The following is a 19,618-nucleotide window of genomic DNA, read 5'->3' as shown; positions in this document are numbered from 1 at the left end:
CTTCTCACGGCCCGGCCCACCCCGAAATACGGACGCCGCGTCCGGAAGGTTCCGGAGCGCCGCTGTCACTCACGCATTCTTGTAGCCGTTACCGCTTCGTGTCACTCGCCTGTGGATAAGTGGGTGTGAATTGCCGGAGTTGCCGTGTTTCTGGTGCGGCGACGCGGTCAGTCCGTGGGGTCGATTTCCCGCAGAAGGCCGGTCGACACGTCGAAGACAAAACCGCGTACGTCGTCGGTGTGCAGAAGGAACGGTGAGGTCCGCACCCGCTGCATCGACTGCCGTACATCCTGGTCCACGTCCCTGAAGGACTCCACGGCCCAGGCCGGACGCTGCCCGACCTCCATTTCCAGTTCGTGCCTGAACTCCTCGGTGATGGCCTCCAGGCCACAGCCGGTGTGATGGATGAGTACGACACTGCGGGTCTTGAGCGCCCGCTGGCTGATGGTGAGTGAGCGTATGACGTCGTCGGTGACGACACCGCCCGCGTTGCGGATCGTATGACAGTCGCCGAGCTCCAGGCCCAGCGCGTCGTGCAGGTCGAGACGGGCGTCCATGCAGGCGACGACGGCGACGCGGAGCACGGGGCGGGCGTCCATGCCCGGGTCGTCGAAGCCGCTGGCGTAACGCCGGTTGGCGTCCACGAGTCGATCGGTGACCGTGCCGTCGGTACGAGCCGCACCGGCGGGGGCCTGGGCGGACTCGGCGGGAAGGTGCGCGGAAGTCGACATACCTATAGACGGTAATGCTCACCGGCGCCGGGAGCCTGCTGTGCGACGGGACAAACATCGTCAACGAGGCCCGGTGTGAGGTAAGCCACACAGGTGAAGCCCGTCGGGGCGAACGGGTGATGAACGCCGTTTTCGATTGCGCGTGACCGTGTTGTCGCCCCGTCGGGATCTTCACAAGATCCTCGCCGGCGGTCCGCCCGCAGCGGGCCGGGCGACGCGCTGGCCGGTTGATTGACCGAGGGGACCTGTGGACTAAAGTGACGCGAAGTTCACGGACATCCCGAACACTTACCGGAACACTCCCCGAATTCCCCCCGCGTGTGCGGCGTACGTGCGGCTGGGGCGTGTTGTCAGATACACGCTCCGGACCTCCTCACGCTCGGCGGTACGTACATCCACGCCGGACCTGAGAGGGCGCATGAGCGAGCGCAGCCAGCGAACCAGGCCGTGTCCGACCGAGAGCGCCGTCCGCCCGCACGGCGGACCCCGCGAGGCCCGGGTATGACCGCCACCCGGCACGTCCCGGTGATGCTCGACCGGTGCCTCAAGCTGCTCGCCCCCGCCCTCGCCGAGCCCGGCGCCGTCGTCGTCGACTGCACCCTCGGTCTCGGCGGCCACAGCGAGGCGCTGCTCAGCACCTTCCCCGCCGCGCGGCTGGTCGCGCTCGACCGGGACAAGGAGGCGCTACGGCTCTCCGGCGAGCGCCTGGCCCCCTTCGGCGACCGCGCCACCCTCGTGCACGCCGTCTACGACGAACTCCCCGACGTCCTCGACCGGCTGGGCATCCCGCACGTCCAGGGCGTGCTCTTCGACCTCGGCGTCTCGTCCATGCAACTCGACGAGGCGGAGCGGGGGTTCGCGTACGCCCAGGACGCACCCCTCGACATGCGCATGGACCAGTCGGCCGGAATGAGCGCGGCCGAGGTCCTCAACACCTACCCGCCGGGCGAACTGGTGCGGATCCTGCGGGCGTACGGCGAGGAGAAGCAGGCCAAGCGCATCGTGTCGGCGGTCGTCAGGGAACGCGCCGTCGAGCCCTTCACCAACAGCGCCCGGCTGGTCGAACTCATCCGTGACGCGCTGCCGCAGGCCGCCAAGCGCACCGGCGGCAACCCCGCCAAGCGCACCTTCCAGGCCCTGCGCATCGAGGTCAACGGCGAGCTGTCCTCGGTGGAGGCGGCCGTCCCGGCCGCCGTGGCGTCCCTCGCCGTCGGCGGCCGTATCGCCGTACTCGCCTACCACTCCCTCGAAGACCGCCTGGTCAAGCAGGTCTTCGCGGCCGGCGCCGCCAACACCGCGCCGCCCGGCCTGCCCGTCGTGCCCGAGCGCTACCAGCCGAGGCTGAAACTCCTGACGCGCGGCGCCGAACTGCCCACCGAGGAAGAGGTCGCCGAGAACCGCCGGGCCGCCCCCGCCCGGCTGCGCGGCGCCGAGCGGATCCGGGAGGACGTGCGGTGAGCGGACCGGCCGGGCAGCTGAGGGGGCGCGCCGCGCGGCTCGCCCGGCTGATGCCGACGACCGGGCCGAGCACCGCGGCGCGTACGCCCTTCGTCCTGCTGGTCGTTCTCCTCCTCGGCGGCGGGCTGATCACGCTCCTCCTGCTGAACTCCTCGCTCAACACGGGGTCGTTCAGGCTGAGCGAACTCAAGAAGCAGACCACCGACCTGACCGACGAGCAGCAGGCGCTCCAGCGGGACGTGGACAACCTCTCGGCGCCCGACGCGCTCCAGCGCCGCGCGCGGCAGCTCGGCATGGTGCCCGGCGGCAGCCCCGCCTTCCTGGCCCCGGACGGCCGGATCAGCGGCGTCCCCTCCGAGGCCGACGCACTCCCGTACACCGCGCCGTCCGCCATGGAAGCCGTCCCGCCCGTCACCCCCAGCCTGCCCGCCTCGCTCGCACCGTCCGTGACACCGTCCGCGTCGGCCACGGGCTCACCGGCGTCGCCGTCCCCCTCCTCAGGAGGACCCACGTCCGGCGCCCCGTCGAGCACCCCGTCCGCCTCGGCGGGCTCACGCGGCGCGCCCCCCACCGCGCCCGGGCCCGGACCGACGTCCGGCACACCCACCCCGACGACCTCCGGCAGGTGACGCAGTGCCCCCCGAGCAACCACCGCGCCGCCGGGTCCCCGGCCCCGCGCGCTCCGGGAGCGGCGGGCGCCCCCGGCCCGCCTCCCGGAACGCCGAGCGTTCCGCGGACCGCTCCTCGCAGCGCCCCGCGCCCCGGCCCTCCGGTCGCCCGCGCCGCCCCGTCCAGGGCCGCCCGCGCCCCGGCGGCGCCCGCCCCCCGCACCGCATCCGGCTCGGCAACCACCGCCCCCGGCTCCGCCTGGTCAGCCTCGGACTGACCCTCGTCATGCTGGTCTTCGTCGTCCGGCTGCTCCAGGTCCAGGCCGTCGACGCGAGCGCGTACACCGCCAAGGCGGAGAAGAACCGCTTCACGAGCGTCACACTGGCCGCCGAGCGCGGCGACATCACCGACCGCGCAGGTGTCGCCCTCGCCACCAGCGTCGACGCGCACGACATCACGGCCGACCCCAAGATGTTCACCCCCGAGGACAGCAACGTCCCCGACGCCCCCGAGCAGGCCGCCGCGCTCCTCGCCCCCATCCTCGACAAGGAGCCCGAGACGCTCGCGAAGCAGCTCTCGGCCCCCAAGTCCCGCTTCACGGTGCTCGCCCACCGGCAGACCCCCCAGGTCTGGAACCAGATCAGCGACCTCAAGTCCGTCCTCGCCGAGAAGGCCGAGAAGGCGCGCACCGCCAAGGGCGGCAAGGGCGACGAAGCACCCGCCAGCGTCCTCGCCGGAGTCTTCCAGGAGCCCAGCAGCAAGCGCGTGTACCCCAACGGGGACCTCGCGGCCGGGATACTGGGATACGTCAACGCCGCCGGCCACGGCGGCGGCGGCGTGGAGTCCATGCTCGACAAGAAGCTGTCCGGCCAGGACGGCGAGATCACCTACGCCCACTCCGGCGGCCGTCGCGTCCCCACGGCGGGCTCCAAGGAGACCCCCGCCGTCCCCGGTACGGACATCGAGCTGACCATCGACCGGGACATCCAGTGGGCCGCCCAGCGGGCCATCTCCGACCAGGTCACGGAGTCCAAGGCCGACCGCGGCTACGTGATAGTGCAGAACACCCGGACGGGCGAGGTGCTCGCCATGGCCAACGCCCCCGGCTTCGACCCCAACGACCTCTCCCAGGCCGACGGCACAAGCATGGGCAACGCCGCGCTCCAGGACGCCTTCGAACCGGGCTCCACCAGCAAGGTCATGTCCATGGCCGCCGTCCTGGAGGAGCAGGCCGCCGTCCCCGGCACCCATGTCACCGTGCCCAACCGGCTGCACCGCGGCGACCGCCTTTTCAAGGACGACATCGACCACCCCACCTGGTATCTGACGCTGAACGGCGTCCTCGCCAAGTCCAGCAACATCGGCACCATCCTGGCGACCGGACAGCTTGGCAGGACACAGCCCCAGGCCAACCAGGTCCTCCACTCCTATCTGCGTAAATTCGGCATCGGCAGCCCCACGGGCCTCGACTATCCCGGCGAGACCCAGGGCATCCTGGCCGATCCGAAGGACTGGTCGACCTCGCAGCAGTACACGATCCCCTTCGGCCAGGGACTGTCGGTCAACGCCATGCAGGCGGCGTCGGTCTACTCGACCATCGCCAACGGAGGCGTACGGATCGAACCCACCCTGATCCGCGGCACCCAGGGCCCCGACGGCCGCTTCACCCCCGCGACCGCGCCGAAGAAGACGCGCGTCGTCAGCGAGAAGACGGCGAAAACGCTCTCGACCATGCTCGAATCGGTCGTCGGCGACGAGGCGGGTACCGGCACCAAGGCCCGGATCCCCGGCTACCGCGTCGCCGGCAAGACGGGAACGGCCAACCGCGTCGATCCCGAGACCGGCCGCTACAAGGGCTACACCGCGTCCTTCGCGGGCTTCGCGCCCGCCGACGACCCGCAGATCACCGTCTACTGCGCCATCCAGAACCCGACCAAGGGCAGCTACTTCGGCGGCCAGATCTGCGGCCCCATCTACAAGGAGGTCATGGAGTTCGCTCTCAAGAGCCTCCAGGTCCCACCGACCGGCAAGAAGTCCGATCCGCTGCCGGTCGAGTTCAAGCCCGGCGAGTGACCCAGGGAACGCCCCAGTGACAACGATCACCCCCGACTCGGGGAACCACGACGGCCCGTCCGTCACCCCACCAGACGGCTCCGGCACCGGGCGCCCCTCACTTGGCCCGCGGCCCGGTGAGCCCGGTACGCTCACCGCCGTGCCCCACGCAGATCAGTACCGAACCGCCACAAAGGACGCGCCCGTGAACCATCCCGGAGCGCCCCGCCCGACCCAGGTCCTGCCGACCTCACTCGTGGACCTGGCCGCCCGGCTGGGTGCCGAGGCCCCGGCCGACGGGGCGGCGACCGGCATCACCCACGACTCGCGAGCGGTACGTATCGGGGACGTGTACGCCGCCCTGCCCGGCGCCCGCTTCCACGGCGCCGACTTCGCCGCCCAGGCCGCCGACCTCGGCGCGGCGGCGATCCTGACCGACCCGGCGGGCGCCGAACGCGCCGCCGCGACCGGTCTGCCGGTGCTGGTCACCCCCGACCCACGGGGCAGCATGGGTGAACTGGCCGCCGAGATCTACGGCCACCCCGGCGCCGGCCTGCTCCAGATCGGCATCACCGGCACGTCCGGCAAGACCACCACGGCGTACCTCGTCGAGGGCGGACTGCGCGGCGCCGGACACCACACCGGGCTCATCGGCACCGTCGAGATGCGCATCGGCGACGAGCGCATCAAGTCCGAGCGCACCACCCCCGAGGCCACCGACCTCCAGGCGCTCCTCGCCGTCATGCGCGAGCGCGGCGTCGACTCCGTCGCGATGGAGGTTTCCAGCCACGCCCTGGTGCTCGGCCGGGTCGACGGCTGTGTCTTCGACATCGCCGTCTTCAACAACCTCAGCCCGGAGCACATGGAGTTCCACTCCGGCATGGAGGACTACTTCCAGGCCAAGGCGCGGCTGTTCACCCCCGAGCGCAGCCGGGTCGGCGTCGTCAACTTCGACGACGAGTACGGCCGCCGGCTCGTCGACGAGGCGGGCGTGCCCGTCACGACCTTCTCCGCCGAGGGCCACCCCGACGCCGACTGGCGCGCCGAGAACGTCGAGGTCGGCTCGCACGGCAGCACCTTCACCGTCGTCAGCCCCAAGGGCGAACGGATCCGCGCGGAGGCCCCGCTGCCGGGCCCCTTCAACGTCGCGAACACCCTGGCCGCCGTCGTCACCCTCGCCGTGGCCGGAATCGACCCCCAGGTCGCCGCCGACGGCATCGCGTCCGTCCCCGGTGTCCCCGGCCGGCTGGAGCGCGTCGACGTCGGCCAGCCGTATCTCGCCGTCGTTGACTACGCCCACAAGACGGACGCCGTCGAATCGGTCCTGCGCTCCCTGCGCAAGGTCACCAAGGGGAAGGTGCATGTCGTCCTGGGCTGCGGCGGCGACCGCGACCAGTCCAAGCGCCCCTCGATGGGCGCGGCGGCCGCCCGGCTCGCCGACACCGCCGTACTGACCTCGGACAACCCGCGCTCGGAGGACCCGCTCGCCATCCTCGCCGCGATGCTCGCGGGCGCCGCCGAGGTGCCCATCCACGAGCGCGGCGACGTCCTCGTCGACGCCGACCGCGCGGCGGCCATCGCCTCCGTGGTCTCCCGAGCGGGCGAGGGCGACACCGTCCTGATCGCCGGCAAGGGCCACGAACAGGGCCAGGACATCGCCGGGGTGGTACGCGCCTTCGACGACCGTCAGGTGCTGCGCGAGGCCATCGAGCGCTCCTGTCGCCGCGGCACCGAGGACACCGGCCCGACCGAGAGCCCCGGTCAGGGATGACGGGACCGTCCGGCGACCGGAGGACCGAGGTGGGGGCCGCCGGCCGCCGCCCGGCCTCCCCGTCGCCGGTCGTCCCGCCGGTTCCCCGCCCGCCCCTCGCCCCGCGGGCCACCCGCCCACCCGTCGCCGCGCCGGCGCCCGGCGCGGCCCCGTCCATCACCCGCCCTCCAATCGCAGGACGGTCCCAGTGATCACCCTCTCCCTCGCCGAGATCGCCACCATCGTCGGCGGGCAGTCGTACGACATACCGGATCCGGCCGTCCAGGTCACCGGCCCCGTCGTCATCGACTCCCGCCAGGTGGCGGACGGCAGCCTCTTCGTCGCCTTCGCCGGCGAGAACGTCGACGGCCACGACTACGCCCGCAAGGCCGTCGAGGCAGGCGCCGCGGCCGTGCTGGCCGTCCGGCCCGTCGGCGTCCCCGCCATCGTCGTCGAGGACGTCGTCCAGGCCCTCGGCGCCCTCGCACGCGCCGTCGTGGAGCGCACCGGCGCCACGACCGTCGCGCTCACCGGATCGTCGGGCAAGACCAGCACCAAGGACCTCATCGCCCAACTCCTGCGGCGCGCGGGCCCGACCGTCTGGCCCGACGGCAACCTCAACAACGAGATCGGACTCCCGCTCACCGCCCTGCGCGTCGCCGACGACACCCGCTTCCTGGTCCTGGAGATGGGCGCCCGCTACATCGGGGACATCCGCTACCTCACCGGACTCGTCCCGCCGAGGATCGGCCTCGTACTGAACGTCGGCACCGCCCACATCGGCGAGTTCGGCGGACGCGAGCAGATCGCCCAGGCCAAGGGCGAGATGGTCGAGTCGCTGCCGTCCGCCGAGGACGGCGGTGTGGCCGTCCTGAACGCCGACGACCCCCTCGTACGCGCGATGACGACCCGCACCAAGGCACGGGTCGTGCTGTTCGGAGAGTCAGACGAAGCAGACGTACGGGCAGAGAACGTCCACGTCGACCCCCTCGGCAGACCCTCCTTCCGCCTTCGAACACCCACCGGGTGCAGGGACCTGACGCTGCGGCTGTACGGTGAGCATCACGTGTCGAACGCGCTCGCCGCGACCGCCGTCGCCCATGAGTTGGGCATGTCCGTCGACGAGATCGCCCTGGCGCTCTCCGAGGCGGAAACCCTCTCCCGCTGGCGTATGGAGGTCACCGAGCGCGCGGACGGCGTGACGATCGTCAACGACGCCTACAACGCGAACCCCGACTCCATGCGAGCAGCGCTCCGCGCGCTGGTCGCCATGGGCGGTGCCGCCAGGGAAACCGGCGGACGCACGTGGGCGGTGCTCGGCCCGATGGCCGAACTCGGTGACGAGGCGCTCGCCGAGCACGACGCGGTCGGACGGCTCGCCGTCCGGCTCAACGTCAGCAAGCTCGTCGCAGTCGGGGGCAGGGAAGCGTCCTGGCTGCGACTGGGCGCCTACAACGAGGGTTCGTGGGGTGAGGAGTCGGTGCACGTGTCCGACGCGCAGGCGGCGGTCGATCTGTTGCGCAGTGAACTGCGTTCGGGAGACGTCGTGCTGGTGAAGGCTTCCAGGTCGGCCGGACTGGAGCGGGTCGCCCAGGCACTGCTCGAGAACGCAGTCGAGGGTGAGGTCTCCGGCCGATGAGGCAGATCCTCTTCGCGGGAGCCATCGGGCTCTTCCTGACCCTGATCGGCACGCCGCTGCTGATCAAGCTGCTGGCCCGCAAGGGCTACGGCCAGTTCATCCGGGACGACGGCCCGCGCAGCCACGGCAGCAAGCAGGGCACGCCCACCATGGGTGGCATCGCCTTCATCCTCGCCACCCTGATCGCCTACGCCCTGGCGAAGGTGATCACCGGCGAGGACCCGAGGTTCTCCGGTGTGCTGGTCCTGTTCCTGATGGCGGGGATGGGCCTGGTCGGCTTCCTCGACGACTACATCAAAATCGTCAAACAGCGTTCGCTGGGCCTGCGGGCCAAGGCGAAGATGGCCGGCCAGCTGATCGTCGGCATCACCTTCGCGGTGCTCTCGCTCCAGTTCGCCGACCTCCGCGGCAACACCCCGGCCTCCACCCGGCTGTCCTTCGTCACGGACTTCGGCTGGTCCATCGGACCGGTGCTGTTCGTGGTCTGGGCGCTGTTCATGATTCTCGCCATGTCCAACGGCGTGAATCTGACGGACGGTCTGGACGGCCTGGCCACCGGCGCGTCGGTGATGGTCTTCGGCGCGTACACCTTCATCGGCCTCTGGCAGTTCCAGGAGTCCTGCGCCAACGCGCTGACCCTGACCAACCCCGACGCCTGTTTCGAGGTACGAGATCCGCTCGACCTCGCGGTCGTCGCCTCCGCCCTCATGGGCTCCTGCTTCGGCTTCCTGTGGTGGAACACCTCACCCGCCAAGATCTTCATGGGCGACACCGGCTCGCTCGCGCTCGGCGGCGCCCTCGCGGGCCTCGCCATCTGCTCCCGTACGGAACTCCTGATCGCCCTCCTCGGCGGCCTCTTCGCCCTCATCACCATGTCCGTGGTGATCCAGGTCGGCTCGTTCCGGCTGACCGGCAAGCGCGTCTTCCGGATGGCCCCGCTCCAGCACCACTTCGAACTGAAGGGGTGGTCCGAAGTCCTTGTCGTGGTCCGCTTCTGGATCATCCAGGGCATGTGCGTGATCGTCGGACTCGGACTCTTCTACGCGGGCTGGGCGGCCGACAAGTGAACGACCGTCAGCCGGCCGGACCGTCGGCCGACCCCCGGGACCGGTGGCACGGCAAGCGCGTCACCGTCGCCGGTCTCGGGGTCTCCGGGATCCCGGCGGCCCGCGCGCTGCGGGACCTGGGCGCCGACGTCACGGTCGTCAACGACGGCGACGACGAGCGCGCCCGTACCCAGGCCGCCGAACTGGCCGCCATCGGCGTCACCGTACGGCTCGGCGACGGCGCGACCCTCCCCGAGGGAACCGAACTCGTCGTCACCACGCCCGGCTGGGGGCCCGGCAAACCCCTCTTCCTGGCCGCCGCCGAAGCCGGCGTACCGATCTGGGGCGACGTCGAACTGGCCTGGCAGCTCAGGGGGCCCGACGCGGCCCCCTGGCTCGCCGTCACCGGCACCAACGGCAAGACCACGACCGTCCGCATGCTCGCCGCGATCCTCCGCGCGGCGGGCCTGCGCACCGAGGCCGTCGGCAACATCGGCGTCTCGCTCCTCGACGCCGTCCTGCCCGACGAGAACGGCCGGGAGAAGTACGACGTCCTCGCCGTCGAACTCTCCAGCTACCAGCTGCACTGGGCGCCGAGCCTGCGCGCCCACTCCGCCGCCGTCCTCAACATCGCGCCCGACCACCTCGACTGGCACGGCTCCATGGAGGCGTACACCGCCGACAAGGGCCGGATCTACGAGGGGAACACCGTCGCCTGCGTCTACAACGTCGCCGACAAGGTGACCGAGGACCTGGTGCGCCGGGCCGACGTCGAGGAGGGCTGCCGCGCGATCGGCTTCACCCTCGGCACCCCCGGCCCCTCCCAACTCGGCGTCGTGGAAGGGCTCCTGGTCGACCGGGCCTTCGTCGAGAACCGCACCGCGCAGGCGCAGGAACTCGCCGAGGTCGGGGACGTCGACCCGCCCGCCCCGCACAACATCGCCAACGCCCTCGCGGCGGCGGCCCTCGCCCGCGCCTACGGCGTCCCACCCGCAGCCGTACGCGACGGACTGCGCGCCTTCCGCCCGGACCCGCACCGCATCGAACACGTCGCGGACATCGAGGGCGTCAGCTACATCGACGACTCCAAGGCCACCAACACCCATGCCACCGAAGCCTCACTGGCGGCCTACGACCCGATCGTCTGGATCGCCGGCGGCCTCGCCAAGGGCGCGTCCTTCGACGAGCTGGTCGAGAGGTCGGCGAAGCGGCTGCGCGGCGTGGTCCTCATCGGCCGTGACCGGGCGCTGATCGCCGAAGCCCTCGCGCGACACGCCCCCGAAGTCCCGGTCGTGGACCTCGAACAGACGGACACTGGGGCGATGTCGGCCGCGGTCCGTGCGGCGGCGCGCCTCGCGAAGACCGGGGACACCGTCCTGATGGCCCCGGCCTGTGCCTCGATGGACATGTTCGTCAACTACAACAAGCGGGGCGAGGCGTTCGCGGACGCGGTCCGCGCACTCGCCGCCGAGCACGCCTGACCGACCGGCGAGAAGGCCGGCGAGCGCGAGCCGCGACAGCCCCACCGGCCGGACGTGCCGCGCACGACTGGAGGGGACAGCGATGATGCCGGCCGACGACACCGCGGGCACGGGCCCGCGCACCGCGCGTCCCTCGGTACGGGAGCGGTTCCGCGCCGCCGTACCGTCCCTCGCCCCGCCACCCCTCGCGCTGCCGACAGGGGCCCCCACGGGGCCCGCGTGGCCGCCGGGCCCCGCCCTGCGCGGCCGGACCCCCGGAGCGGCCGTACGACGCGCTCCCGCCGTACGCGGCGGGGCCGCCGGACCCGGCGTCCGGCCGCCCCGCCCGCCGCGCGGCAACAGGGTGCGGCGGATGTACGAGCGGGCCCGCCGCGCCTGGGACCGTCCGCTCACCGCGTACTACCTGATCTTCGGCGCCGGCCTGCTGCTCACCGTGCTCGGTCTGGTGATGGTCTACAGCGCCTCGATGATCAAGGCGCTGGAGCTCTCGCTGCCCGGCTCGTATTTCTTCCGCAAACAGTTCCTGGCCGCCGTCATCGGCTCCGGACTGATGCTGCTCGCCTCCCGGATGCCCGGCAAACTGCACCGCGCGCTGTCCTACCCGCTGCTCGTCGGCGCCGTCTTCCTGATGGTCCTCGTGCAGGTCCCGGGGATAGGGCACGCGGTCAACGGCAACCAGAACTGGATCTATCTCGGCGGTCCCTTCCAGCTCCAGCCCAGCGAGTTCGGCAAGCTGGCGCTGATCCTGTGGGGCGCCGACCTGCTCGCCCGCAAACAGGACAAGCGGCTGCTGACCCAGTGGAAGCATCTGCTGGTGCCGCTCGTGCCGGTCGCCTTCATGCTGCTCGGTCTGATCATGCTCGGCGGCGACATGGGCACCGCCATCATCCTCACCGCGATCCTCTTCGGACTGCTGTGGCTGGCGGGGGCGCCCACCCGCCTCTTCGGCGCCGTACTCGCCGTCGCCCTCACCCTCGGCTTCATCCTCATCAAGACCAGTTCCAACCGCATGTCCAGGCTCGCCTGCATCGGCGCGACGGACCCCGGTCCGAACGACCAGTGCTGGCAGGCCGTGCACGGCATCTACGCGCTGGCCTCCGGCGGATGGTTCGGTTCCGGACTCGGCGCGAGTGTGGAAAAATGGGGTCAACTCCCGGAACCTCACACCGACTTCATCTTCGCCATCACCGGGGAGGAACTGGGGCTGGCGGGGACGCTGTCGGTGCTCGCCCTCTTCGCGGCTCTAGGCTATGCGGGTATCCGCGTGGCCGGACGCACGGAGGACCCCTTCGTGAGGTACGCCGCGGGAGGCGTGACCACGTGGATCACGGCGCAGGCCGTGGTCAACGTCGGCGCGGTGCTCGGTCTCCTGCCGATCGCCGGAGTCCCGCTCCCGCTGTTCTCCTACGGAGGGTCGGCCCTGCTGCCGACCATGTTCGCCGTCGGGCTGCTGATCGCGTTCGCGCGGGAGGATCCCGCCGCGAAGGCGGCGCTGGCCATGCGAAGGCCCGGCGTGAGATGGAAGACGATGAGACGGCGCGTCAAAAAGCGTCCGTCCGGAGAGCGGTGAATTTCGGTGCATGTCGTACTCGCCGGTGGGGGGACCGCCGGCCACATCGAGCCCGCGCTCGCCCTCGCGGACGCCCTGCGGAGGCAGGACCCCACCGTGGGGATCACGGCCCTCGGCACGGAGCGCGGACTCGAGACTAGGCTGGTACCCGAGCGGGGGTACGAACTGGCCCTCATCCCCGCCGTCCCGCTGCCGCGCAAACCCACCCCTGAACTGATCACCGTCCCCGGCCGGCTGCGCGGCACCATCAAGGCCGCCGAGCAGATCCTGGAGCGTACGAAGGCGGACTGCGTCGTCGGCTTCGGCGGCTACGTCGCGCTGCCCGGCTATCTCGCCGCCAAGCGGCTCGGGGTGCCGATCGTCGTGCACGAGGCCAACGCCCGCCCCGGCCTCGCCAACAAGATCGGCTCGCGGTACGCGGCGGCCGTCGCCGTCTCCACCCCGGACAGCAAGCTGCGCGGCGCCCGCTACATCGGCATCCCGCTGCGCCGCACCATCGCCACCCTCGACCGGGCCCGGGTCCGTCCCGAGGCGCGCGCCGCGTTCGGGCTCGACCCCAACCTGCCGACGCTGCTGGTCTCCGGCGGCTCGCAGGGCGCCCGCAGGCTCAACGAGGTGGTCCAGCAGGCCGCGCCGCTGCTCCAGCGCTCCGGGATCCAGATCCTGCACGCGGTCGGACCGAAGAACGAAATGCCGCGCGTGGACAACATGCCGGGAATGCCGCCCTACATCCCGGTACCGTATGTGGACCGGATGGATCTCGCCTACGCCGCGGCGGACATGATGCTCTGCCGCGCCGGCGCGATGACCGTCGCCGAACTCTCCGCCGTCGGGCTCCCGGCCGCCTACGTACCGCTGCCCGTCGGCAACGGTGAACAGCGGCTCAACGCCCAGCCGGTGGTGAAGGCGGGCGGCGGACTGCTGGTCGACGACGCCGAACTGACGCCCGAATGGGTCCAGGGCCATGTGCTGCCGGTGCTGTCCGATCCGCACCGGCTGTACGAGATGTCCCGCGCGGCCGCCGAGTTCGGCCGCAGGGACGCGGACGAGCTGCTCGTCGGCATGGTGTACGAGGCGGTCGCAGCGCGCCGTCAGGCATAGGGAGGCAGGGCCAGTGGCCGGACCGACGACCGCCGAGCGTGGTGCGGTACGAGTTGAGTCGGAATCCGGCCGCGCCCGTTCCGGCCGGCCACCGGGCCGCCGTTTCCGGCTTCCCGGACGCCGTATTCTGCTTCTTCTGACTTCCGTGATCGCACTCGGCGCGGGGGGAATCTGGCTGCTTTACGGCTCCACCTGGCTACGGGTCGAGCAGGTGCGGACTTCGGGGCTCGAGGTGCTGAAGCCCGCCGAGGTGGAAGCCGTAGCGGCAGTTCCGATCTCCACCCCGCTGATTTCCGTCGACACGGAAGCGATTGAGCGTCGACTTCGTCAGAAGCTGCCGCGTATCGACTCGGTGGATGTGGAACGGTCATGGCCGAACGGCATCGGTCTGAAAGTGACGGAGCGAAAGCCCGCGCTGCTTATCGAAAAGGGCGCAAAGTTCATCGAAGTGGACGCGGAGGGTGTGCGTTTCGCGACGGTCGAGAAGGCCCCGAAGGGCGTACCACTGTTGGAATTGACGGTGGATCAGTCCCCGAGTGTGCGACGCTTCAGCACCACTCGTCTGATGTCCGAAGCGGTACGCGTCAGGGACGAACTCCCCGGCAAAGTCGCCGAGGACACCCGGGTGGTGAAGGTCCGTTCGTACGACTCCATCTCGCTGGAGTTGAGCGGCGGACGCACGGTGATGTGGGGGAGCGGCGAGGACGGCGGCGCGAAGGCGCGGGCTCTCACCGCTCTCATGAAAGCAGTTCCGAAGGCGGCGCACTTCGATGTGAGTGCGCCCACCGCCCCTTCCGTATCAGGGAGTTGACGCGTATATGTGCTGACCAGCACCCTGGTTGGTCAGCCTGGTGCGTGATCACATAGGGTGAAAAGAAAAACGGGAGGTTCGGCGTGTTCGTTGAACGTGCGCCACGTGTCGACTTAGTGTCCTGTTCGGAAGAGTCCAAGAAGCAGACACTCTGGTAACCCTAAACTTCAAGGTTAGGGTTCGGGTCGGCGTCCGGACCGTCCCATCGGCATCAGTCGTCGCCTCGCGACAACAGCGAAGCGACGACACGTAACTCGAGGCGAGAGGCCTTCGACGTGGCAGCACCGCAGAACTACCTCGCAGTCATCAAGGTCATCGGTGTCGGCGGCGGTGGTGTCAATGCCATCAACCGAATGATCGAGGTCGGCCTCAAGGGCGTCGAGTTCATCGCGATCAACACCGACGCACAAGCCCTGTTGATGAGCGACGCCGACGTCAAGCTCGACGTCGGCCGTGAACTCACCCGCGGACTCGGCGCCGGGGCGAACCCGGCAGTCGGCCGCAAGGCGGCAGAGGACCACCGCGAGGAGATCGAGGAGGTCCTCAAGGGGGCCGACATGGTCTTCGTCACCGCCGGCGAAGGCGGTGGAACCGGCACCGGCGGCGCTCCCGTCGTCGCCAACATCGCCCGCTCGCTCGGCGCCCTCACGATCGGCGTCGTCACCCGCCCCTTCACCTTCGAGGGCAGGCGGCGGGCGAACCAGGCGGAGGACGGCATCGCCGAACTCCGCGAAGAGGTCGACACCCTCATCGTCATCCCCAACGACCGCCTGCTGTCCATCTCGGACCGTCAGGTCAGCGTCCTGGACGCGTTCAAGTCCGCGGACCAGGTGCTGCTCTCGGGTGTCCAGGGCATCACCGACCTCATCACCACGCCGGGTCTGATCAACCTCGACTTCGCCGACGTCAAGTCCGTGATGTCCGAGGCCGGGTCGGCCCTCATGGGCATCGGCTCCGCGCGCGGCGACGACCGTGCGGTGGCCGCGGCGGAGATGGCGATCTCCTCGCCGCTCCTCGAGGCGTCCATCGACGGCGCGCGCGGCGTGCTGCTCTCCATCTCCGGCGGCTCCGACCTCGGTCTCTTCGAGATCAACGAGGCCGCGCAGCTGGTCAGCGAGGCCGCGCACCCCGAGGCCAACATCATCTTCGGCGCCGTCATCGACGACGCCCTCGGTGACGAGGTACGGGTCACCGTCATCGCGGCCGGCTTCGACGGCGGACAGCCGCCGACCCGACGCGAGACCGGACTCACCTCGGCCAAGCGGGACGACCAGCCGTCCTACCGCCCCTCCGTCCCCGAGTCCGACTCGGGCCGCCCCTCCGGCGGACTCGGCACGGTCCCCTCGCGTGACGAGGCGCCCGCCCCCGAGCCGGCTCAGGCGGTCAACGAGAAGCCCCTGCCCCCGGTCTCGCCGCCGCACGTCCCGCCGGCCCGTCCCTACCAGGACACCCAGGCCGAAGAGCTGGATGTCCCGGACTTCTTGAAGTGATAGGACAGCACGACACGTTGGGCTCGACGAGCGGCGCCCACTTCGCTTTCACCGACAGGTGGGGCGGGGTGAGCGCCGCTCCGTACGAGCGGCTCAACCTCGGCGGCGCGGTCGGCGACGACCCCGCCGCCGTACGCGCGAACCGGGCCGCCGCCGCCGAGTCCCTCGGGCTCGACGCGGCGCGGGTCGTCTGGATGAACCAGGTGCACGGCCGTGACGTCGCCTTCGTCGAAGGCCCTTGGGAGTCGCGCGAGCCGGGTGAGATCCCGGCGGTCGACGCCGTCGTCACCACGAGGCGGGGGCTCGCCCTCGCCGTACTCACCGCGGACTGCGTCCCGGTCCTGCTGGCCGACCCGGTGGCGGGAGTCGCCGCCGCCGCGCACGCCGGACGCCCCGGACTGGTCGCGGGAGTCGTCCCGGCCGCCGTCGAGGCGATGGTCGCGCGGGGCGCCGAGCCCTCCCGGATCACCGCCCGCACCGGACCCGCCGTCTGCGGACGCTGTTACGAGGTCCCCGAAGCCATGCGGGCCCAAGTCGCCGAAGCCGTACCGGAGTCCTGGTCCGAGACCAGCTGGGGCACACCCGCCGTCGACGTCATCGCCGGGGTCCACGGGCAACTCGCCGCACTCGGGGTCGAGGACCGGCACCGCTCGGAGATCTGCACCATCGAATCGGCCGACCACTTCTCGTACCGCCGCGACCGCACCACCGGACGGCTCGCCGGATATGTCTGGCTGGGAGCGTCATGACCGACCGCGCGAGAGAACTCGCCGAAAATCTTCACAAGGTGGAGACGCGAATCGCGTCCGCCTGCGCGGCCGCCGGCCGCGAACGGGACGAGGTGACCCTGATCGTGGTCACCAAGACCTACCCCGCGAGCGACGTCCGGCTGCTGCACGAACTCGGTGTGCGGCACGTCGCCGAGAACCGCGACCAGGACGCGGCGCCCAAGGCCGCCGCGTGCGCGGATCTGTCGCTGACGTGGCATTTCGTGGGTCAGTTGCAGACCAACAAAGTCCGTTCCGTGGTCGGTTACGCCGATGTCGTGCAGTCTGTCGACCGACTGAAACTCGTCTCGGCGCTCTCCGCCGCGGCGGTGCGCGCGGACCGTGAACTCGGAGTGCTCGTCCAGGTGGCGCTCGACGCCGACTCGGGTGCGCGCGGTGAGCGGGGCGGCGTCGCGCCGGACGGGATCGGGGAGTTGGCGGCGGCCGTGGCCGAGGCGCCGGGACTGCGGCTGGACGGTCTGATGACCGTCGCGCCGCTCGCCGGGCCGTACGCCGATCGCCAACGGGCGGCGTTCGAGCGTCTGCTGGAATTGTCATCCCTGCTGCGCGCGGACCATCCGGCTGCGAACATGGTGTCAGCAGGGATGAGTGCGGACCTCGAAGCCGCCGTTGCGGCCGGAGCGACACATGTGCGCGTCGGTACGGCGGTACTCGGAGTCCGCCCCCGGCTCGGGTAACGTCGCGAAGCAAGTCGGACCACAGCAGAAAATATGGTCATTTCCGCCGAAAGGTGGAAGGACCGAGTGGATCGAGGGCACTTGGTGACGAGGCCGATCCACCACAGAGCGGAGGACTCAGAGCATGGCCGGCGCGATGCGCAAGATGGCGGTCTACCTCGGCCTCGTGGAGGACGATGGGTACGACGGCCGGGGTTTCGACCCCGATGACGATTTCGAACCCGAGCCCGAACCCGAGCGTGAACACCGGCGCCACCAGCCGGTACACCAGGTCGAACGGGACGAACCAGTACGAGTGGTGCAGCCTCCTCCGCAGCGTGAACGGGAGCGTCAACCGGTGCCGGTAGCGGCAGAAAGCGGACGTCCTGCCCGAATCGCCCCCGTGGCATCCATCACACCTGAACGCCCCAGCCTGGAGAAGAACGCACCAGTGATCATGCCCAAGGTCGTCTCCGAACGAGAGCCCTACCGCATCACCACACTGCACCCGCGGACCTACAACGAGGCCCGTACCATCGGGGAACACTTCCGCGAGGGCACCCCGGTGATCATGAATCTGACCGAGATGGACGACACCGACGCGAAGCGACTTGTCGACTTTGCCGCGGGACTTGTCTTCGGTCTCCATGGCAGCATTGAGCGCGTGACGCAGAAGGTGTTCCTGTTGTCGCCTGCTAACGTCGATGTCACGGCGGAGGACAAGGCCCGAATCGCAGAGGGCGGGTTCTTCAACCAGAGCTGAGATTCGACACCGGGAACGACCCGGCCGCGAGGCCGGAACCAGAGAAGCCAGGGGAGAGGGAAGCGCGGGATGAGCGTTGCGCTACAGGTGGTCTACATCGCGCTGGTGTGCTTCCTCATCGTGCTGATCTTCCGGCTGGTCATGGATTACGTCTTCCAATTCGCCCGCTCATGGCAGCCCGGCAAGGCGATGGTGGTCGTTCTGGAGGCCACCTACACTGTCACCGATCCACCGCTCAAGCTTCTGCGGCGGTTCATTCCGCCGCTGCGTCTCGGGGGCGTGGCACTCGACCTGTCCTTCTTCGTTCTGATGATCATCGTGTACATCCTCATCCAGGTCGTCAGCGGCCTTGCGAGGGCAGTGTGAACGATACGGTCTTGCCGACTGCCGACGACTACGTAGAGGTGAAGAAGAGATGCCGTTGACCCCCGAGGACGTGCGGAACAAGCAGTTCACGACCGTCCGCCTCCGAGAAGGCTACGACGAGGACGAAGTCGATGCCTTTCTAGACGAGGTCGAGGCCGAACTGACGCGCCTGCTTCGCGAGAACGAGGATCTGCGCGCCAAGCTGGCCGCCGCGACGCGTGCCGCCGCGCAGAACCAGCAGCAGCAACAGCAGCAGGGGATGCGTAAGCCGCCGGAGCAGCAGGAGCGGCCCGGTGCGCCTGTCCCCGCCGCCATATCCGGACCGCCGGTCCAGCAGCAGCAGCCCCCGCAGATGGGCCAGCCCCAACTGCCCGGTGGGCCCCCGCAGCTTCCCGCCGGCCCCGGCGGACACGGCCCCGGCCCGGGTCAGCACCCCGGCCACGGTCCCGGCCCGCAGGGTCAGCACGGTCCCGGTCCGATGCAGGGCGGCCCCATGCAGGGCCAGATGCAGGGCGGTCCCATGCAGGGCGGCCCCATGCAGGGGCAGATGCAGGGCGGTCCCATGGGTGGACCGATGGGCGGCCCCATGGGGCACGGCCCGCAGCCCGGTCAGGGCGGCCCCGGCGGCGACAGCGCCGCGCGTGTGCTCTCGCTGGCTCAGCAGACCGCCGACCAGGCGATCGCGGAGGCCCGTTCCGAGGCCAACAAGATCGTCGGCGAGGCGCGTTCGCGGGCCGAGGGTCTGGAGCGGGACGCCCGTGCGAAGGCGGACGCCCTTGAGCGGGACGCGCAGGAGAAGCACCGCGTGGCGATGGGCTCCCTGGAGTCCGCGCGCGCGACGCTGGAGCGCAAGGTCGAAGACCTGCGTGGCTTCGAGCGTGAGTACCGGACGCGGCTGAAGTCCTACCTGGAGAGCCAGCTCCGCCAGCTGGAGACCCAGGCCGACGACTCGCTGGCCCCGCCGCGTACGCCGGCTGCGGCCTCACTGCCGCCGTCGCCGTCCATGGCACCGGCCGGTGCGGGCGCGATGGGTCACACCATGGGGGGCAACCCGTCCATGGGTGGCGGGCACGGCCCCTCGTCGGGCGGACCGTCGTACGGGAACCAGCAGCAGATGTCCCCGGCGATGACCCAGCCGATGGCACCGGTCCGGCCGCAGGCGCCGCAGCCCATGCAGCCGATGCAGCAGGCTCCGTCGCCGATGCGCGGGTTCCTGATCGACGAGGACGACAACTGACGGGCGCTGGGCGCGGTAGTCGCGCACAGCCGTCGGCAGGCTGAAGGGCCGGGCCCGGGGTACGACACCC

At 70.6% G+C, this 19,618-nt stretch carries 17 protein-coding genes; 16 read left to right on the top strand and 1 reads right to left on the bottom strand.

Translation table 11 applies throughout. The features are described 5' to 3' along the window. Positions 1-167: 167 nt before the first annotated feature. Complete coding sequence (locus tag ACFUN8_RS25915; protein ID WP_383642115.1) at positions 168-731, bottom strand: beta-class carbonic anhydrase; 564 nt, start codon at positions 729-731, stop codon at positions 168-170. A gap of 501 nt (positions 732-1,232) precedes the next feature. Between ACFUN8_RS25915 and rsmH the strand changes: the two genes are divergently transcribed. From rsmH to ACFUN8_RS25835, 16 genes are all read left to right on the top strand, one after another. Then, complete coding sequence (gene rsmH, locus ACFUN8_RS25910; protein WP_382571541.1) at positions 1,233-2,189, top strand: 16S rRNA (cytosine(1402)-N(4))-methyltransferase RsmH; 957 nt, start codon at positions 1,233-1,235, stop codon at positions 2,187-2,189. After that, positions 2,186-2,818 carry a septum formation initiator gene (locus ACFUN8_RS25905; RefSeq protein WP_383642112.1) on the top strand — a complete coding sequence of 211 codons (633 nt, stop codon included), beginning with the start codon at positions 2,186-2,188 and terminating at the stop codon, positions 2,816-2,818. Before rsmH ends, ACFUN8_RS25905 begins: the two co-directional genes overlap by 4 nt. A gap of 4 nt (positions 2,819-2,822) precedes the next feature. Continuing rightward, positions 2,823-4,871: a peptidoglycan D,D-transpeptidase FtsI family protein gene (locus ACFUN8_RS25900; protein WP_383642109.1), complete on the top strand. Its 2,049-nt coding sequence runs from the start codon at positions 2,823-2,825 to the stop codon at positions 4,869-4,871. Positions 4,872-4,887: 16 nt separating this feature from the next. Next, positions 4,888-6,621, top strand: a complete 1,734-nt coding sequence (locus ACFUN8_RS25895; protein ID WP_383642106.1) for a UDP-N-acetylmuramoyl-L-alanyl-D-glutamate--2,6-diaminopimelate ligase — start codon at positions 4,888-4,890, stop codon at positions 6,619-6,621. Positions 6,622-6,808: 187 nt separating this feature from the next. Beyond that, positions 6,809-8,239: a UDP-N-acetylmuramoyl-tripeptide--D-alanyl-D-alanine ligase gene (murF, locus tag ACFUN8_RS25890; protein ID WP_383642103.1), complete on the top strand. Its 1,431-nt coding sequence runs from the start codon at positions 6,809-6,811 to the stop codon at positions 8,237-8,239. Next, complete coding sequence (gene mraY / locus ACFUN8_RS25885; RefSeq protein ID WP_382571549.1) at positions 8,236-9,306, top strand: phospho-N-acetylmuramoyl-pentapeptide-transferase; 1,071 nt, start codon at positions 8,236-8,238, stop codon at positions 9,304-9,306. The genes murF and mraY overlap by 4 nt, the downstream gene beginning before the upstream one ends. Further along, positions 9,303-10,766 (top strand): UDP-N-acetylmuramoyl-L-alanine--D-glutamate ligase, encoded by a 1,464-nt coding sequence (gene murD / locus ACFUN8_RS25880; RefSeq protein ID WP_383642099.1) that lies wholly within the window; start codon positions 9,303-9,305, stop codon positions 10,764-10,766. Before mraY ends, murD begins: the two co-directional genes overlap by 4 nt. A gap of 85 nt (positions 10,767-10,851) precedes the next feature. Further along, positions 10,852-12,336, top strand: coding sequence for a putative lipid II flippase FtsW (ftsW, locus tag ACFUN8_RS25875; RefSeq protein WP_383642141.1), 1,485 nt, complete (start codon positions 10,852-10,854; stop codon positions 12,334-12,336). A gap of 6 nt (positions 12,337-12,342) precedes the next feature. Beyond that, positions 12,343-13,437, top strand: coding sequence for an undecaprenyldiphospho-muramoylpentapeptide beta-N-acetylglucosaminyltransferase (murG, locus tag ACFUN8_RS25870; protein ID WP_078077789.1), 1,095 nt, complete (start codon positions 12,343-12,345; stop codon positions 13,435-13,437). A 13-nt stretch (positions 13,438-13,450) separates the two neighbouring features. Next, positions 13,451-14,248 (top strand): cell division protein FtsQ/DivIB, encoded by a 798-nt coding sequence (locus ACFUN8_RS25865; protein WP_383642096.1) that lies wholly within the window; start codon positions 13,451-13,453, stop codon positions 14,246-14,248. Between the two features lie 275 nt (positions 14,249-14,523). After that, entirely contained in the window at positions 14,524-15,738 is a 1,215-nt protein-coding gene (gene ftsZ, locus ACFUN8_RS25860; protein ID WP_383642093.1) for a cell division protein FtsZ, read from the top strand. After that, complete coding sequence (gene pgeF, locus ACFUN8_RS25855; RefSeq protein WP_383642090.1) at positions 15,735-16,487, top strand: peptidoglycan editing factor PgeF; 753 nt, start codon at positions 15,735-15,737, stop codon at positions 16,485-16,487. Before ftsZ ends, pgeF begins: the two co-directional genes overlap by 4 nt. Further along, positions 16,484-17,203 (top strand): YggS family pyridoxal phosphate-dependent enzyme, encoded by a 720-nt coding sequence (locus ACFUN8_RS25850; protein ID WP_383642087.1) that lies wholly within the window; start codon positions 16,484-16,486, stop codon positions 17,201-17,203. Before pgeF ends, ACFUN8_RS25850 begins: the two co-directional genes overlap by 4 nt. A 124-nt stretch (positions 17,204-17,327) precedes the next feature. Continuing rightward, the gene (locus ACFUN8_RS25845) at positions 17,328-17,945 is read left to right on the top strand and encodes a cell division protein SepF (RefSeq protein ID WP_031231917.1); all 618 of its coding nucleotides are present in this window, start codon (positions 17,328-17,330) and stop codon (positions 17,943-17,945) included. Between the two features lie 69 nt (positions 17,946-18,014). After that, a complete protein-coding gene (locus tag ACFUN8_RS25840) occupies positions 18,015-18,311 on the top strand; it encodes a YggT family protein (RefSeq protein ID WP_383642084.1) in 297 nt (98 codons plus the stop codon). 49 nt (positions 18,312-18,360) lie between these two features. Continuing rightward, positions 18,361-19,548 (top strand): DivIVA domain-containing protein, encoded by a 1,188-nt coding sequence (locus tag ACFUN8_RS25835; protein ID WP_383642081.1) that lies wholly within the window; start codon positions 18,361-18,363, stop codon positions 19,546-19,548. Positions 19,549-19,618: the final 70 nt, after the last annotated feature.

Source organism: Streptomyces sp. NPDC057307 (genome assembly GCF_042667665.1).
In the GTDB taxonomy this organism is placed as follows: Bacteria; Actinomycetota; Actinomycetes; order Streptomycetales; family Streptomycetaceae; genus Streptomyces.
Note: the sequence above shows the minus strand (reverse complement) of the source record. Positions and strands in the feature narration are given on the sequence as shown.

What these genes read in the sequence shown, in the direction of transcription:
- ACFUN8_RS25915 (WP_383642115.1), bottom strand. Translation starts at nt 731, where the DNA reads ATGTCGACTTCCGCGCACCTTCCCGCCGAGTCCGCCCAGGCCCCCGCC.
- rsmH (WP_382571541.1), top strand. Translation starts at nt 1,233, where the DNA reads ATGACCGCCACCCGGCACGTCCCGGTGATGCTCGACCGGTGCCTCAAG.
- mraY (WP_382571549.1), top strand. Translation starts at nt 8,236, where the DNA reads ATGAGGCAGATCCTCTTCGCGGGAGCCATCGGGCTCTTCCTGACCCTG.
- ftsW (WP_383642141.1), top strand. Translation starts at nt 10,852, where the DNA reads ATGCCGGCCGACGACACCGCGGGCACGGGCCCGCGCACCGCGCGTCCC.
- ACFUN8_RS25850 (WP_383642087.1), top strand. Translation starts at nt 16,484, where the DNA reads ATGACCGACCGCGCGAGAGAACTCGCCGAAAATCTTCACAAGGTGGAG.
- ACFUN8_RS25845 (WP_031231917.1), top strand. Translation starts at nt 17,328, where the DNA reads ATGGCCGGCGCGATGCGCAAGATGGCGGTCTACCTCGGCCTCGTGGAG.
- ACFUN8_RS25840 (WP_383642084.1), top strand. Translation starts at nt 18,015, where the DNA reads ATGAGCGTTGCGCTACAGGTGGTCTACATCGCGCTGGTGTGCTTCCTC.
- ACFUN8_RS25835 (WP_383642081.1), top strand. Translation starts at nt 18,361, where the DNA reads ATGCCGTTGACCCCCGAGGACGTGCGGAACAAGCAGTTCACGACCGTC.